The sequence below is a fragment of the Paenibacillus sp. P36 genome, assembly GCF_045866505.1.
Taxonomy (GTDB): Bacteria; Bacillota; Bacilli; order Paenibacillales; family NBRC-103111; genus Paenibacillus_E; species Paenibacillus_E chondroitinus.
The window spans coordinates 4,112,902-4,130,186 of sequence record NZ_AP038372.1 but is presented as its reverse complement, the minus strand read 5'-3'; the positions used below and the strand labels follow the sequence as shown (position 1 = coordinate 4,130,186).

The window sequence follows — 17,285 nt, the reverse complement described above, 5'->3', positions numbered from 1 at the left end:
TGGCAACCTCCTGCCATGTTTATTTCCCGTCTATATTCGCTAATAAAGACCGATTTTCCTACCTATTCGCACGATAGCTGGATAGATTCCAGGATGGCCAAGTTTTGTTCTTTTGATCACTCATCACACGATCTATGGTTTGTTGAACAGAACTTAGCTCGGGATGCTTAACCTTCAGCTCCTTCAAAGCGGGAACCACGTCGGTAGAAAGTCTTCCCAAATATTCAAGATCGATGACACCCGTTTTTTCGTAACGCTCCATATTGTTAATGGCAATCCGGTGGTCGAGATTCATGTAGTTCATCACCAAATAGGCAAGTATGGCCGTCGTTATGTAGGCTCTTGACATCGACATCTTTTCTATCCAAATCCGGAAAAATGCAAGGATAAACAAAATACCAAGGAAGATCATAAACCCATGGACAAGCAGTCTCGTTTGTGTAAATCCATAAGCTTCTTCATAGAGCGAAAGCCTTCCATAGGCGGAGATTAGCATGACAATCGTGCAGGTTACCAGCAGAGTAAGCAGCACTTTTCGGATTTTTTCTCCTAATGGACTGCTTGAACGTATCCAATGTAAACCAGGGAATAGCAGCGATACATTAATCAGTGCGACAACAACCAGTTCGGCGAAACCTCTGCGCGCATATTCCGCATACGCCACACCGGATGGCAGTAGGCCATCTGCAGCCCCGAATAAATAGGAAAACTGGATAATCGCAAATAGCACATAAACAACATTCACACATACTAACAGCGTTCCTGCTGTGATTGGGTCAAGCTGCGCTTTGTTCCGGACTATGACTTCTGTAGCGGCAGCTGTTTCATTTTTCTGACTGTCGAATGGGTGCGATGCTTCGATAACTTTTGGGAAAAGCAGTCCCCACATGTAACAAAAAGTGTAAAGGGTAATCACGACCGCAAGAACGATTCGTCCTACACTTTCCCCAATGGACAAGCCGCTGAACCATGTTGGAATCTCCGCGATCCAGGAAAAGAATATCTGGTCAGCTGATGCTAACAACCCGATGACGATAAAAAGGATTGGCGCTGCCAGTAACAAACCGGCCAAGACTTTTACGACTTTACCCCAAGACGAATCTTTATGGTTACTTCCGCTTGGCAGCCATGCTTTCAACATCCCGAAAGGGACAGGAAGATACGTAATCGGGCTGCTGATAACATGCCTAACCATGTCTTGCAGAAATGTGGCATGGTACCACGCATGTTTGCTGTTCCTTGACAACACGACCGTTTGCATCACGATACAAAGCGGCAGGGCGATCATATTTAGCAGATGAAAAAAGTTGTTTGCGAACAAGCCATAGGTCAACGCCAACAAGCCAACCGGCACCATAAGCAGCCACCCTGCTGTACTCTGCCCTTTCCATGGCTCGAATCCGCCTAATCGGCCTTTTATCGAATAAAAATAAAGTCCATAGAAGCCGGCAACGCTTAGAAAAACTGAAATGCCCGCTGGGCGGCCAATAAATAAATATTGTACCAGCAGTCCGAATAAACAAGCGTACGCTAACATGTAGCTATATTTTCTTTGCCATGGAGCTGGATCTCTCATTGAACTTTCTCTCCTTTAGTCACAGCGAAATAGAATTGCAAGGAATTGATAATTCCTGCCTTTTATTGTAACCTTTAAAACAAGAACAAAAAGTGTAAGTTTATTTTCAGTTATTTCATATTTTATGACGGAGGCACTTAATGAAAATTCGCAAGCATTATTTGACACTTCGACATGCCTTTCCACAGCTTCAGGAAGAGTCTCCTCTTGAGACAACGCTCGAAGAGCTTGCTGCACAGTTAGATTGCACGCATCGCAATATGGTGCTTCTTCTTAAGCGAATGCAGCAAGAACAGTGGCTCACCTGGCAGCCCAAAAAGGGCCGCGGCAATCGCTCGACCCTCATTTTTCATATGCGCAAAGAACAATTACTTTTGGAAGAAGCGAAACAGCTCGTGGCAAAGCAAGATTTGCAATCTGCACTTGAGCTGCTGCAATCGACCGAACATTCTTCTCACTTACGAGAGCAGTTCCAAGATTGGTTATCTGGTCAATTCGGGTTTCGTTCCGAGCTTCAGGGTGATCGCCGGTCGGACGTTCTGCGCTTTCCTCTGACTCAAACCATTCATTCGTTAGATCCTGCTGCGATCCATTACGCCGGGGAATCCCATCTTGTGAATCAGCTCTTCGATGGTCTCGTCCGGATGGATTCAAAGGGTGAGCACATCGTGCCTCATCTGGCGCATGCATGGGAGGTTGATGAAACAAGAACCGTTTGGACGTTTTACCTCCGAAAAGGAGTCCGCTTTCACCATGGACGTGAAATGTCCGCAAGTGATGTCAAGTATGCGCTCGAGAGGCTTCAACGCCTAGCGCCACGCGGGTTGTACAGTTGGGCCTATGCGGGAATCAAGGAGATTGTCTGCCCGAATGAGACGACCGTTGTTATCCGATTACTAGAACGTAACGAATTGTTTCTGGGTTTCTTGAGCACGAATCGTGCTGCGATTGTACCAGAAGATGTGTGTGAAGCAGCCGGCGGTTGGATGGGCACGAACCCTGTCGGGACAGGTCCTTTTCGCTTGGCGGGCCATGAGCACGGCATTTGGATTTTGGAGGCATTTCCTGCCTATTTTCAAGGCCGGGGCTTCTTGGATCGTGTCGAGGTGTGGACGCTGCCAGAGAATGAACATTTGTCTGACTCTACACAGAAGCAGCCCTTTCAAGTCATGCATAATGTACGAATTTCGGACATGGACGCTCAGCGCTGGCAGCAGGTGCGGCAATCGGGCATGACAACCAAATTCATGACCGTGAATGAGAAAAAAGAAGGTCCCTTACGAAATCCACGGATTCGCCAAGCGCTCAGTCTGGCATTAGATCGAGCTTATTTATTAGAGCAGCTATCCGGGGATGTCATCGAAGAAGCAAACTCTTTCTTCCCGAATCTAGCGACAGAGGTACAAGAAGAACCCCCTGCACCCTTGCCCTATCCATCGCCATCAACAACCTTTGAGCAGCTGCTTCACTCTGCCGGTTATCAAGGGGAGACGCTAACGCTTGCTACGATTCCGCAATACGAGCAGGATGCGCTTCTTTTGCAGAACATGTACGCTTTATCCGGCATCAAGCTCCAAATCATGCTCATTCCTGCCGAGCAATTCAATGGCGAACTGCGTATGTCGGCTGATCTTGTTCTTTTCGCCATTATGATAGACGAGCACCGCGAACTGCGGCTTTACGATATGTACAAAAGCATGCAGCAGCATGCGGCGCTTGAGGTGCAGCGCTTGCTTGATGACAGCTTGCAGCTGCTGCGTAATGAAATCGACCCAATACGCAGAAAAACGCTGCTCGAGCAGTTAGAATCACAGCTCAAGCAGCGTTACAGCTTGCTTTTTCTATATCGGAAACATCTCAAAACCGCTTACCACCCGTCGATTCGCGGCATTTCGTTCGATTCCCTCGGGTGGGTGCGATTTCGCGACATTTGGTTCACGTAAACCTACAGACTATATTTCAATGCTACTCCAGCAGGCAGCACACGTTCAATATGTTCACGAAGCGTTTCGTTCGTGTGCATTTCCTCGCTAAAGATCGCGATAATTCCGCTATCTTCCCGCGTACGGATCAAGCGGCCGATCCCCTGTCTCAGTCTTAACAGCATATAGGGAATGTCCACTTCTTCATAAGCATTCGCGGCTGCTTCCCGTTTGGCCATAAACACAGGGTCTTGCGGTGGGAACGGAAGCGCCCAAATCATCACATTCGACAGTGAAGGACCTGGCACATCAAGTCCTTCCCATAAACTTACCGCAGCAAGCACGCTATGCTCGTCGCCTTGGAAAGACGCGATCAGATGGCTGATTTCTTGATCGCCTTCAAATAGAAAACGCAGCTTCTCACATTCGCTCCGCTTCAAAATCTCTTGCTTAAACCGTCGAAGCTCTTCGTGGGTCGGGAATAGAATCAGCGCCCGGCCTTCCGTCCTTTGCAACAGCTCGACGGCTGCTTCCATTTTTTCCTGGAAAGTGCCGCCAGAAGCCCATTTGGGTGCGAGCACTTCCATACGTTCTGCATAATCATACGGCGAGTCCACGGAGAACGATAAATACTTGTCCAATCCCAAGCTATCCGCCACATAATCAAACGTTCCCTCTACGGATAACGTAGCCGAGGAGAAAACGATTGGCATTTTAGCTGAAAACACTTGCTCTCTAAGCACTTCTTTCACTGTTCTTGGCATGACCACTAAGCTTAATCCTGTAATACTTTCCGTTGCCCAACAGATGAAAGCTTGATCATGACGGAATAACGCCAGCGCCTTCTGCATCATTTCCAAATGCTCTTCGACAATTTTGAGCTGATAATCATTCAAAGTGAACATTTCGCTCTCGAAGACAAGCTCTTCTTCAATCTGTGATAAAATATCACACAATCGGTGAATCTCACGCAGCAATTGCTCATTCATCACAATCTGTTTACGGTCCGATCCCGGGATTGGTCGGCAGCAGCTTTCCAGCACTTCGAACATGTATTCGCTTTGCTCAATCGCCTGGTCAATACAGACGGCTAACGTCTCGCGCACTTCCCCTTTTAACAACCGGACTACCAACTCTTCAAAAACGGTATGCTTTAATTTGTACGTCAAAGCTTTCTGTGCAGCCGACTCCATCAAATGTCCTTCATCGAAAACAACCGCACAATGCTCCGGCAATAGTGGCAACTGACCTTCCCGCTTCCGACCCTCATACGTCCAAACATGTTCCATGTAAAAATCATGGGAGCAAATAATGAGATCAGCGGATTTCCGGTACGACTCTCGGGATAAGGTTTGACCGCAGCGGTGCCGTTTATCGCAGACGAAACAATCCTGATAAGCATCCCAACTAACGCGTTCCCACTGCTCATCGTTCAAATTCGGGTAGTCTTTCCGATCTCCGTATGCATAAAAGGATTGCAGAGCCTCGCGTGTGTGGACAAAGTCAGGCAATCCGGCATGAAGATCACGGTATAAGCTTATATTTTCGTGTCCAAATCGGGCTTCATCCAGCTTCTGAAGACACAGATACTGATCAGGTGATTTGGCAAGCCGCGCATCAATCACGAGATCCAGGTGCCGCATTAATTTATCAATATCGCCGCCTGGCTTAACTAATTGCTCAATTAATGATTCGTCTGCGCACGCGATGATGGCCGGTTTGTTCGCGAGTCTTGAATAACAAATCGCATATAACAAGTAAACAAGCGTTTTCCCTGTTCCTACACCAGCTTCTGCAAAAATAGTCTGTTTCTCCGCAAAAGCCCGCTCCAGTTGGAACGCCATGTAGATCTGCTCATCGCGCACTTCAAACCCAGCTTCGGGTAAAACCTCATAAAATAAATCAGCAATCCAGTCAGACACCTGCTGCATGAATGGCTGTGAATGATCATAATCGAATGGATACCGTCCCACGTTACAAGCCCCCAAAAATAGAAATCTAATCAAACTTGTATTATCTCACTAACTAGCTACAAAAGCAAAGAAAGATAGAAAAAAGCTTCATTCACTCCGCTTTAACCGTGGAGATGAAGAAGCTTCCCATCTGTGATCACCTTCATTTTACATGCTGAACCGTTCCCGATATCCGCACTTGCGGCATAATTCTTCTACGACTTCACGTCTGGAAAAGCCTTCGAACAAACGGTTCGCCCGCTCCCCTTCAACAATCTCAGAAAACGGCGTATGGTTGATATTTCCCAAATTGATAACACCTTCCCCATCGAGACAGCAAGGAATTACCGTTCCGTCAACCAAGATACCTGCTTGATTCCGCAGAGCGTGGCAGAAGCCTGGACCTTCAATCTCTTGCGCTTTCAGATCCGGCCATTGAAACTCATGATCCTGGTTCAGATATACGCGTTCTGCGAGTTTTACACCGCTTCCACGCACAAATTCCTCATCGATTTTGTAATCCAGCTCGAACTCTTTCTCCAGCATTTCCAAGACTTCACGATTCCGCTTCCGCTCCTGATTCGTTTGATTGTCCATTGTTAAGTTCCACAATCGGAAAGAGATAATGACATTAGACTTTGCTACAATTTCCTTGGCGAATCGTAAGATGCTCATCACATAGCCTTCTTTATCCTCCGAGCCTTCGTGGCCGTCAAAACTGTGCAAAGAAAAATTCATTTGGCGAAGGGCCGGTTTGTCCAGCAGTTTATGCCTGTTTTTATTAATCAACGTTCCGTTGGTCGTAATATTGACTTTAAAGCCTTTCTCATGGCTCAAATCAAGCAGTTCGTCAATCTTGGGATGCAGTAAAGGCTCTCCTTTGACATGCAAATAAATGTGATCCGTATGCGGCTTGATTTGATCAAGAATGTTCGTAAACGTATCTATCTTAATGAAATTAGCCTGCCGCTTCGTTTGCGGACAAAACGTACAAGCCAGGTTGCATACACTTGTAATCTCAATATAAAACTTTTTAAACTTCTTCATGCCATGGCTCCGTTTCTAGCTGCGCTACTATGATAATAGCTATTATAACAAGCTGCTCTCCTGAAAGAAAGGAATTGAAAGAATTAGAAAATCCATTTCACGATCCATCCGATAAAATAGGCCGAAGGGATAAGAAATACTTGTGCCAACAAAGTACCTAGAAATCGGGATGTCATGAGCAGGGCATAAATTTTGCCTAGCTGACTGCGTTGTGACTCGTCCTGCAGCGCTTTATCGGTAATGAGCCCTAACTGTGGATCGATGAAAATGGTAAGCAGGATCGTGGCGATCCCGTTGATGAGACCTGATGCCTGGGAGGCCGTCGTTGCATACTGAGGTAACAAATGCGCCGCATACAATGAGGACAGCACCCCCACAGAATAGAAAGCAGTTACCAGGATATTAATGACTAAAAATCTTTTGGACACGCCTAAATAGCGGAACTGACTAAGCTTGAACTTTGGTTTTTTCAAGTAATTTTTGGTGTTCTTCAACTGTTCTATCTTCACGCTTGAAATGAGTTTCGGGATAGATCCCGCCACTTCCAAACGGGCAATAACCCGTACACTAAGGTTGATAAAAGAAGGAAATAAGGCGATCGCGATCAGCGTGCCGATGGACGATGCGAACAAAGAAATTCGCAAGTATCTTTCTAAATCAAACGTGGGTACAGCCTTGGCATAGTCGACGAAATTTGCCGTCATGGGCGCTTGAATTAAATTGGCTGTACGGGAAACGAGCACGACGATACCAACTAGCGAAAGCGCTACAGCCAGCTTGTTCACCTTCACCCCGGCAAATCGTATGGAATAGGATAACGTTTCAGCGGTATGAATGATCATCGTTAAAATGAATACCAAAATGAGTGTATTCGTCATCGTCATTTGATCTTTAACTCCATCAGCCGGTTCAGGACGGCCTCCCAACGCACCTTCATTTCCTCTCTGCGCTGCATGCTCTCGAGTTTTTCTTGATGAAAACTAATCGTCGTTCTACCGGGAGAAGCGGCGGGCAGCAGCCGAATTTGCAGTGTTGATGCTTCCGCCCAGCTCGCAGGCTGCCAAGAGAGCCTAAGCTGTTCATTAGGTTTGACCACACGAAGAACCCCGTTAATTCCTTCTTTTGTGCAAAATGTGTACCCTTTTTCGAAAAGGATCGTCGGAGTCTCCCCTAACCAAAGCTTGCGGCCTTGCGGCGAAGTCAATAGTTCCCATACTTTCTCTTGGCTTAAAGTAATCGTCCTTCTGACACCAATCTGAAAGCCAGCAGCCGCCGTAAGTCCTACCATATTCTCTGAATTCATTAGCTTTCCCCCTTCGCTATGTCAATCCAGTTTGCTACTGCTCCAAATATTCCTTCAGCTCTATCAAATCCCTAATCGTATATTCTCGCTCAAAATCACCTGCGAAATGGTCGTCTTCTTTCCATATTCCTCTCATGCCCACCCTTCGGCTAGCCCAAACATCATTTTCGGGATGATCACCGACATAAGCTGCTTCACCAGGCTGTGCTCCCAATCTATCTAACGCTCTATGAAAAATCTCAGGATCCGGCTTGCGCAGCCCTTCTATTTCGGATACCAATATCGTATCAAAATAAGTCAAAATCCTTAGCGCTTCTATATTTTTCATCTGGAAAGTTCCGTAACCATTGGTAATCAGGCCAAGCTTAAAACCGCTTTCTTTCAAGTAGGTCAAAAGTTCATGAAGATTCGGAAACCCAACACAGTGCAAACTGAAGTGATGCATGTAATCCTCTAGCAGGTCCTCCCACTGTAAATCAAGTTCGAATTCATGTATGAGCTGCTGATACACTTTATCTTTCCATACGTAACCTCTCTGATCTAGGGCCACGAACCTTTTTACATAAACGGATTTATCTATGTGCTGAAGCTCAACCATCCGTTGGTGCTGATGTTCAACAAAAGCTTTCAAAGATGTATCTCGATCCAGCAGCGTTCCGTCCAGATCAAAAATAATGGCTTTTAACACGGGAGCCCTCACACCTTTCTAGTTAAAAAAAGAATCTGGATATCGGAGCTCTCCGCTCCAATCCTTTAGATAACCCTCTATGATCTCACATACCATAAACACTTCATCTGGCACCTGAAACTGCTTTAACTCAAATCCAAATGTCCTAGCGGGTACAAATCCGAATTTCGGATAATAGCTGGGGTGACCAATCAGGAATATAGCGCCGTATCCTAAATCTTTCGTTTTCCGGATGCCTTCCAGGATAAGTTGTGCGCCTACGCCTTGTTTTTGAAAGTCCGGCTTCACAGCAATTGGGGCTAATGCGATGACCTCGTGTTCTTTGTCCTCATCCACTACATGGGCTTTACTTAGCAAAATATGCCCAACAATCTGATGATTCATCTCCGCCACAATCGACAATTCCGGTATAAAACCCTCTGAAGCCCGGATACGCTCAACCAGTTGAGCTTCATCTTCTCTATGTCCAAAAGCCTCCACATTCAGCTGATAGACCGCTTGATGATCTTTCATTTCTTCTGATCTGATTCTCATGATCGAACCTCCCCTCAAAATCAAATATTCGTTTATCTACTAGGATTTCCCTTTAAATGTATGTAAAAAAATAGCTAAACGAGGTTGCTCGCGATTGTAAAAGCATCCTATGTTGTACAATTTGCAACCATTTGCCTGTATTGGACCTCAGCGAGTCTCCATATTGTACTTAGTGCAACGATATATGCGATAAAGCGTTTACATACCTCCTTTTCGCAACAAATGGTTGTATATTTTGCAACGAAGGGCCGCATTCGCGGTCAAACTAGGTCAGCAGGTTGTATAAAATGCAACGTAAGCTTTCAAATTTGCTGTCAGCTGCCCCTTCCTTCACTCATCCTCCTACCCAACTGGAAAATATGATGCCACGAACTCCAGTTACTCCGCTAACAAGCATCAAAAAAAAGAGAGCCACAAAGGCTCCCTTTTCAATTCATCACTCTGATTGCCGCTCATCCCCATACCAAAGTTCTCGGAACGTCGTACTGCGCTGCAGCAGCTCCTCCGACGTACCTTCGGCTTCGATGCGTCCCTCCTTCATCACAATGATGTGATCGGCACGCGTCAACGCCGTTTTGCGGTGCGAGACGACCAGACAGGTCGCATCGCTGCGACGCTGGAACATCCGCTCCCAGAGCTTCTGTTCCGTCTCCACGTCGAGCGCGCTCGACAGGTCGTCGAAGACGTACAGCTCGGCGTCGCGCACGAGCATGCGCGCTGCAGCCGTTCGCTGCGCCTGGCCGCCGGAGAGCTTCACCCCGCGCGGGCCGATGACGGTGTCCAGCCCGCCAGGCAGCTGCGCGACGTCGTACTCGAGCACCGCCGCGTGCAGCGCCTGCTGCAAGCTGTCACTTTGCTCCGCTTGCCCGAGCAAAATATTGTTGCGCAGCGTATCGCTGTACAACCGCGGCACTTGCGCGGTGTAGGCGCTCCGCGGCGGGGTGAAGTAGGTGCCCGGGTCTTCGACGGGCACTCCGTTCCACGCAATCGTCCCTTTCCCTTTGGGCAGAAGCCCAAGGAGGGAACGCACCAGCGTGGTTTTGCCAGAGCCGATCGCTCCCGTTACGACGGTGAACGATCCTCTTCGCAAGCTGAAGTGAATGTCCGAGATGCCCCTGCCGGTATCGGCATAGGCATAGCTCAATCCATTCACATCAAGCCGCTGCAGCGCAGCTCCGCTCTCTAGCACTGCATTCTCGCTCTGCTTCTCATCGCTCTTGCTGCCGAGCAATGCACTCTCGCTCTGCTTCTCTCCACTCGTGCCCCCGGGCGTTTTACGCTCGCTCTGCCTCTCTACGCGCTTGTCCCCAAGCGCCACACCCTCGCTCTGCTTCACTCCGCTCGCGCTTTTCTCCGCTCTGCCCGGCTTCAAATGCAGCGAATTAACCATCGTCAGAACCTTCGCCGAAGCTCCTTGCAATAGAAACGTTAACCGTTCCAGCGACACGCTCATCTGCTTAAAATACGTAATGAATTTCCCAACATTCGTAATAAACTGCGTCACAAAGGTCAAATAGTAGACGAACAGCGCAAAGTCCCCGACGGTAAAGGTGCCAGCTCTCATTTTTGTACCAGCTAGCAGAAGAATAAGCCCAGTACCCAAGTTTACGGAATTGGAAAAAACCGAATCCAGAAGCTCCGTCATGAGACGGTCTTTGAGCATCGCTTTTCGGCGATTGTCTCCAAAGCTGCGGAAACGCTCAATGACGCGATCCTCGGCTCCCGCCACTTGAATAGCTTGTACGTTACCGAACATTTCGCTGATTTCCCCAGTCACTTTGGAAGTCGCTTCTCTGCTGGCCGCGCGGTATTTCTGCAGGCGAACCGTCGCCAGCTGCGCAGCTGTAATGACAAGCACAATCGGCAGAAACACAAGCATCGTCATTTGAGCATCAATACGTATCAGAATATAACCGGACACAATGGCAAAACAAGTCAAACCAAAGACATCAACAGACCAGCTTACCGCCTCTTCCGATTGATCCACATCGTCTCTGAAATGACTAATCGCTTCCCCTGGGGAAACCGGAATCGCCTGTGCCCCAGGCTGCTTCAAAACATGCTCAAGCAAATTTCGTCTCAACAGCATCCCCATCCGAAACCGGAAATGAACATCCGTTATAAACCCAATAATAATGAGGCATATACGTCCTAGAGCGGCTGCAATGAGCAAAGCGATCAAGCCCCAGACGCCATAGCCCAGCATGGAATTCCCTGTCAAAGAGTCGAAAAATTGTTTCGTAATCAAACCTGGCACGATCGGCGCCAAGTAAATTATCGTCCAAGCAATTGCATTAATAAAATAACGCCCAGGACGGTACATAATAAGCCGCCATAAATACTGGAACGTAGTCATACCAGCACCTCCTCAAGCCCTGTCGCAAGCAATTGGCTGAATCGGGAATTCGGGTCTGCAGCTAACTGCTCTCTTCTTCCTGTTTCCATCACATGACCATTATCCAAAATAAGGATGTGATCGGCGCGCTGTACGGTAGCTAATCGGTGCGCGATCATGATACAGGATCGTTCGGTCAACAGTTTGGATACGGCTTTTTCAATGCGCTGCTCGGTGAGAGGATCTAGCCTCGAGGAGGCTTCATCCATAATGACAAGCCCCGGTTTCGTTAAAAACACCCGTGCGAAGGCCAGCAATTGCGCTTCTCCCGCTGATAAACTGCCTCCTCCGGAGGCCAGCATTGTATCCAGTCCTTCAGGCATTGACTCATACCATGAGCCGAGTCCAAGCTCCGTGAGCACATCGATAATTTCTTTATCCGTAATGGAGCTATCATAAAAGGTTAAATTATCACGAATGGCTCCCTGCATAATTTCAATATTTTGCGTTACCAGCGCGACATGTTTGCGAAGCTCCGCTAACGTGCAATCGCGTATATCCGTTCCGCCTAGCGCAATCACTCCGCTTTGCGGATCGTAAAACCGCAGTAAAAGTCTAGCCATCGTTGACTTGCCACTGCCTGTTCGCCCAAGTAAGCCTAACACTTCTCCTGGCTTCAAATTCAATTCTACGCCTTTGAGCGTAGGCTGATCCCCGTCGTAACTGAACGTTACATCGCGGAATTCAACACTAAGCGGTCCCTTCGGCAGCAGCGCTCCTGGCCCATCGTTAATCTCGGATTGCGTAGCAAACAGTTCACGAATTCGGGAAATACTTGCATCCGCCTTCTGCAAATCTTCCATTTGCGTACGGATTTTCTCAATTGGCTTCGCTAGCAGCTCTGTATAAAAGAAAATTAAGTACACCGTACCGAGGGAGATGTTCTGGCTATACCACAGATAAGCGCTAATTCCAAAAGCCATGGCATTGCCCAATGCGAAAACAAAAATCGACATATTCCACATCGCACAGAAACCTAGAAACGCTTTCACTCGCAGTGGCAGCATTTTTCTTAGCATCGTATAAAAACGATTCATCACGAATCCTACTGCCCCATTGGCGCGGATATCCTCCGTTCCTTCCAAATGCTCGCCAATAAAACCGTAAAACTCGGCATTCGCCTGCCGCCAACCCGCCCATACAGGCACTGCGAATTTACGAATCCATTGAATCATAAAAACGGCAAAGACGACGAAAAAAGCCATTCCTGCGCCAATGATCCAATTCTCCCGGAATAATAGCACAATAATGCCTGCCATCAGAAGCAGGTTTCCGAATAGATGAATAATCATGGAGGAGAAAAAGTTCGCAAGCGCATTCACATCGCCGTCTACACGTTCGATAAGCGAGCCGGACGTATGCGATTTATGAAAGGACATATCCAGAGACAAGCAATGTGCTGCCAAATCAACACGTAGTTTATTCGTTGTTTTCCACCCTACATTTTCGCTGTAATACGTTGCGATGACCGAAACGAGCTGCTGCACAAGCGAAAAACCAATAAAGAAAACAGCTGCAGTGATTAATGGCTGCATGGCACTACCAGCTTGCGCCTGATCGATAAAATAGCGGATGATTTGGGGGTTGACTAACTGCAGTCCTATAGAAGCAAATAAAAGCAGCGTCAATAAAACGAGTGTACCTTTCTGCGGGAACAAATATCGGCTTAGAAGCTCAGCGTATTGCCCCATAGAATTAGTCTTTTTTGGGTTTACCTTCATTATGTAAGGTCCTCCAGTGATTATTAATGACATTAATCATTCATGTCGTTAAGTATTGTCCTCCTCTTCCAATCGTACATTCAATCATACTAAATTGAACTGCAGCCGACAACGCACGTTTTCAACTGCGACAGAACTCCTTGGTGTTGGGTCGGCAGAATATGCTGTCGAGTTGGGACATTGGATGAAATCCAACCAACCTATTGATTTGAAGGCTAACTACGCAATCTTCTTGGATGAAATCCAATGAGATCATTTAAACGTGATGCTATAGCGCTGAATATGGCCGTTCTATTGGATTTCGTCCAATGAAAGGAGCGAATTGAGTGTATTATGGGTGCTTTCATTGGATTGTGTCCAACAAGGATACCAGTAGAAGCGAACTTATTTGGTTGAAAACACCCAGCGTTACTAATCATTCAACGTTTCTGAGACACTTGGCGGAGGAATTAACTCATACTAGAGTTAAGTTGGTCAAACATACACCTTTGAGGAACTACAGGCTGCTATTCTAGCAAATTTAGACCTTTTCCGCGTTCAAGCGGAACTACAGGACCTAATTTGATCGCTAACCCCGTTTTCTGTAGGAAAACGGACAATTAGAGGACCACAGTTCCCCTCACTTGCCAAGGAGTAACCGCGCAAGCGATAGCGCAAATCTCTTGGGGTGAAGTACTCAACGCCAAACAAATAAGATGTAAGCTTCGCATTCGTTAAACAAGGGTAACCTACGGTTGCCCCTTCAAACAAAAAAAACCGCAATTACTCGCGATTTTTTTCAAATGCAAGAATAATCCCCCAAAACTCAGTGGGCGCATTGTATAATAGAAAAAATACCATGTCGGCTCTCAAGTAAACTTCACTAACAAACAGGCGGTGGATGAGAATGGTTCAGACACTTTTGCAACTAACCGTGAAAGATATTTTGCAGCGCCCTCTGTTTCAGAAAGCCGAAACCATCGCAAGTGAAGAAGCTTTGAACCGCATTGTTCGCTGGGTTCACATTATGGAAGTGCCGCACGTCGGACAACTATTGAATGGCCATGAACTCATCCTTAACACGGGAATTGGCTGGCATGATAACGAAGAATTAAGCCTTTCCTTCCTCCAACAACTCATCGACAGCGGAGCATCCGGGTTATGTATTGAACTGGGGACTTATACGAAGCAACCCCTCGAACGTCTGAAAGAGCTCGCCATGCGCGAACATTTTCCTCTCATCTTTTTCCATGAAGAAGTCCGTTATATTGATATTACACAAGATTTGCATGCTTATTTCATCCATCAGCATTATTCCATGGTGTCCGAGCTTGAAGCCCTATCTACGCAGTTGAATCAACTGCTCCTCTCAGGGAAGGGGTTACAGCCGCTTTTACAGCTATTACACGAAACGACACACGCTCAAGTCGCCTTTTTTCCTTATGGAGAAGAAGCACGGTTTATTCCTGAATTACCGAGAACCGATGCAGATCTCTTTTATGAACAATGGATCTTTGGCGAAATCTTCCGACTCCCTGATATCAAATGCAAGCTCGCCCATCGCCCTATTCTTGCCCTTGAACGCATGTTTGCTGATCTTCTTTTGTATGGTGAACAGGAGCTAAGCGAATTCCAAATTCTTGCGTTAGACCGGTTTGCAACGGCCATTGCACAAGAAATGATGCGCACAACCTACATGGAGGAGAAAAAGCGGTATAAGCAGGATCTTTGGGTCACGGATTGGCTGAACGGAAAGCATACGCAGCAAATCATTCGGGACTACATGTTGGCACTGAAACCCAATTTGAAGCTTGAGCAAGCTGTTGTGTGCGTGTTCGAAAGCAGAGCTGTACGGGAAGACGTGATCGATCATGAAGCGCAGCTTCTCCAAAAACAAATGGTAGCGCGCTCCATCTTCGAAGGTGAAGGCTTCTATCTGGTCCCACACTTTACCAACGCTCAGTTCGTTTTCATCCTGCTTGATCAGCTAGGGGCATCCCCTTTTCAAGATCGAATGATGAGGGCTATCCAACGCTTGCAAAAGACAGATTACCTGCAGGAGACAGCGCTTTTCTCACCTTTTTTGGGGATAGGCAAAAGAATCAGTGATCCTTCGCTCCTCAAGTTAAGCTATCAAACAGCCCAAGATACGATTGATATTCAGAAAGACATCGGAATACTGGAACAACCATTCTACGATGAGCTTCACGTGGGCAAAGTCATCCTGATGATGAAACAAAGTGGTTCATTAGCGTCCTTTATTGAAGAATATCTTGGTCGTATCCTCCACTATGATCGGGAGAAAAACGGCCAACTTTTGAAAACCCTGAAAATGTATTTAGCTTTAAGCGGCTCCAAGCAGGAGACAGCCAAAGAACTTTTCATCGTGAGACAAACCCTATACCACCGCTTGGACAAAATCGCCCTTCTGTTAGGTGAAGATTATATGCGCCCCGACAAAAGAATGGCCATAGAGCTTGCGCTCCATGGCTACGAATACATACATGGCATCATTGCTTAGATCTGTTCCTGGCCCTGCCGAATGAGCAGCGTGGCATAATATTTCCTCGCATTCGCTGTCTTCAGATGCAGGGTGGCTGTTTCGCCGCCGGGGTGTTCGAATTGCAGCCATGCGCCGCTCAGATCTTCCTTCACCCCGACAATTTTAAACTTCTGCGCAACAAAACCATCGAGTTTTTGCTTCTCCAGCATAAATTGTGCATGTTCAGACATGCGTAGCACCCCTTTGCCCCACGGTATCTTGCTCAGGCTTAACCTGAAGTGGCTCAGATGGATAGGTCTTCCGTTTCACAAATTGACCAATGCCCGGTGTGCCCACAAACTGTTTATTCTGAATTACGTACTCCCCTCTAGATAGCACAGTTACAGGTTCTCCGGTGATTTCAAGACCCTCAAACGGATTATAATCCACATTCATATGGTGAGTGTCGGAAGAAATAACACGAGCTGTATTCGGATCAAAAATAACAATATCGGCATCACAGCCCACGGCGATTGTTCCCTTCTTAGGGAATAAACCAAACAATTTGGCACTTCGCGTTGACACGATATCGACAAATTGGTTCAATGTTATCCGCCCTTTCAGGACCCCTTCCGAAAACAGAATCGAGAATCGGTCTTCAATACAAGGACCGCCATTCGGGATTTTGCTAAAATCACCTAACCCAAGCTCCTTCTGACCTTTGAAGTTAAAGGAACAGTGATCTGATCCCAGCGTTTGAAGCTGTCCGTTTTTAAGTGCAGTCCATAGTGCATCTTGATGCTCTTTAGGGCGAAGCGGTGGCGACCACACATATTTTGCGCCTTCGAAATCCGGCTTCTCCAAGAATGTTTGATCCAGCATTAAATACTGCGGACAAGTTTCGCCCCATACATCAACTCCTTGATTCCTCGCTTCGGCAATTTGCTGAACAGCTTCCTCGCATGTTACGTGCACTACGTACAATTGAGAGTTTGCCAAAGCAGTTAATTTGGCTGCCCGCCCTGTTGCTTCTCCTTCAATCAAGGATGGACGTGTCAGCGCATGGTAAATCGGCTCTGTATTTCCTGCATCCAACGCTTCTTTGATCAAATAATCAATCACGTCACCATTCTCAGCGTGCACCATGACCAGTGCGCCATGCCGTTTCGCTTCGAGCAATGTTCGATAAAGCGTTCCGTCGTCGGCTTGAAACACATTTTTATACGCCATGAAAACTTTGAGCGAAGTGATCCCTTCGTCATGGATCATTTTGGGCAGCTCAGTCAGCACTTCGTCGTTAATTTCAGCAATCATCAGATGGAAGCTGTAGTCAATCACAGCTTTTCCCTCCGCTTTGTTATGCCAGGTTTGAACAGATTCACTCAACGGCACGCCTTTACTTGTCAGGCAAAAATCAATGATCGTTGTCGTTCCTCCAAAAGCTGCCGCTTTCGTTCCTGTCTCGAAATTGTCGGCTGTAACCGTCCCGCCAAAAGGCATATCCAAGTGCGTGTGCGGATCGACGCCGCCTGGGAACACATAAAATCCCTGCGCATCAATGATTTCAGCGCCTTCCAGCTCAAGATTTAGCCCAATCTGCGAAATGATGCCGTTCTCGATCAGAACGTCGGCCTGATATTGATCAGCAGCCGTCACAACTGTGCCATTCCTAATCAGTTTGGCCAT

General features: G+C 47.0%; 13 protein-coding genes. 2 read left to right on the top strand and 11 right to left on the bottom strand.

Features of this window, described 5'->3' with window-relative positions:
• Positions 1-58: 58 nt before the first annotated feature.
• The gene (locus ACKTT9_RS18465; protein WP_407872738.1) at positions 59-1,576 is read right to left on the bottom strand and encodes a DUF4153 domain-containing protein; all 1,518 of its coding nucleotides are present in this window, start codon (positions 1,574-1,576) and stop codon (positions 59-61) included.
• Between the two features lie 140 nt (positions 1,577-1,716).
• Here ACKTT9_RS18465 and ACKTT9_RS18460 point away from each other — a divergent pair, with 140 nt between their 5' ends.
• Positions 1,717-3,519, top strand: a complete 1,803-nt coding sequence (locus tag ACKTT9_RS18460; protein WP_407872737.1) for an ABC transporter substrate-binding protein — start codon at positions 1,717-1,719, stop codon at positions 3,517-3,519.
• A gap of 2 nt (positions 3,520-3,521) precedes the next feature.
• Here the strand turns inward: ACKTT9_RS18460 and ACKTT9_RS18455 are convergent, their stop codons facing one another.
• The 8 genes from ACKTT9_RS18455 to ACKTT9_RS18420 form a co-directional block, all read right to left on the bottom strand.
• Positions 3,522-5,471, bottom strand: coding sequence for an ATP-dependent DNA helicase (locus ACKTT9_RS18455; protein WP_407872736.1), 1,950 nt, complete (start codon positions 5,469-5,471; stop codon positions 3,522-3,524).
• A 147-nt stretch (positions 5,472-5,618) separates the two neighbouring features.
• On the bottom strand, positions 5,619-6,497 hold the full coding sequence (locus ACKTT9_RS18450; protein WP_407872735.1) for a radical SAM/SPASM domain-containing protein: 879 nt from the start codon (positions 6,495-6,497) through the stop codon (positions 5,619-5,621).
• A gap of 83 nt (positions 6,498-6,580) precedes the next feature.
• Positions 6,581-7,375: a lipid II flippase Amj family protein gene (locus ACKTT9_RS18445; RefSeq protein ID WP_127458303.1), complete on the bottom strand. Its 795-nt coding sequence runs from the start codon at positions 7,373-7,375 to the stop codon at positions 6,581-6,583.
• 2 nt (positions 7,376-7,377) lie between these two features.
• On the bottom strand, positions 7,378-7,800 hold the full coding sequence (locus ACKTT9_RS18440) for an SRPBCC family protein (RefSeq protein WP_407872734.1): 423 nt from the start codon (positions 7,798-7,800) through the stop codon (positions 7,378-7,380).
• A gap of 34 nt (positions 7,801-7,834) precedes the next feature.
• On the bottom strand, positions 7,835-8,488 hold the full coding sequence (locus ACKTT9_RS18435) for an HAD family hydrolase (protein ID WP_407872733.1): 654 nt from the start codon (positions 8,486-8,488) through the stop codon (positions 7,835-7,837).
• Positions 8,489-8,506: 18 nt separating this feature from the next.
• Positions 8,507-9,022: a GNAT family N-acetyltransferase gene (locus ACKTT9_RS18430; RefSeq protein WP_407872732.1), complete on the bottom strand. Its 516-nt coding sequence runs from the start codon at positions 9,020-9,022 to the stop codon at positions 8,507-8,509.
• 436 nt (positions 9,023-9,458) lie between these two features.
• Positions 9,459-11,378 carry an ABC transporter ATP-binding protein gene (locus tag ACKTT9_RS18425; protein WP_407872731.1) on the bottom strand — a complete coding sequence of 640 codons (1,920 nt, stop codon included), beginning with the start codon at positions 11,376-11,378 and terminating at the stop codon, positions 9,459-9,461.
• Positions 11,375-13,138, bottom strand: a complete 1,764-nt coding sequence (locus ACKTT9_RS18420) for an ABC transporter ATP-binding protein (RefSeq protein WP_407872730.1) — start codon at positions 13,136-13,138, stop codon at positions 11,375-11,377. The genes ACKTT9_RS18425 and ACKTT9_RS18420 overlap by 4 nt, the downstream gene beginning before the upstream one ends.
• An 886-nt stretch (positions 13,139-14,024) precedes the next feature.
• Here ACKTT9_RS18420 and ACKTT9_RS18415 point away from each other — a divergent pair.
• Complete coding sequence (locus tag ACKTT9_RS18415; protein ID WP_407872729.1) at positions 14,025-15,638, top strand: PucR family transcriptional regulator; 1,614 nt, start codon at positions 14,025-14,027, stop codon at positions 15,636-15,638.
• Here ACKTT9_RS18415 and ACKTT9_RS18410 read toward each other — a convergent pair.
• Together ACKTT9_RS18410 and hydA are read right to left on the bottom strand one after the other, a co-directional pair.
• Complete coding sequence (locus tag ACKTT9_RS18410; protein WP_407872728.1) at positions 15,635-15,850, bottom strand: hypothetical protein; 216 nt, start codon at positions 15,848-15,850, stop codon at positions 15,635-15,637. The genes ACKTT9_RS18415 and ACKTT9_RS18410 overlap by 4 nt on opposite strands.
• Positions 15,843-17,285, bottom strand: coding sequence for a dihydropyrimidinase (gene hydA, locus ACKTT9_RS18405; protein WP_407872727.1), 1,443 nt, complete (start codon positions 17,283-17,285; stop codon positions 15,843-15,845). The genes ACKTT9_RS18410 and hydA overlap by 8 nt, the downstream gene beginning before the upstream one ends.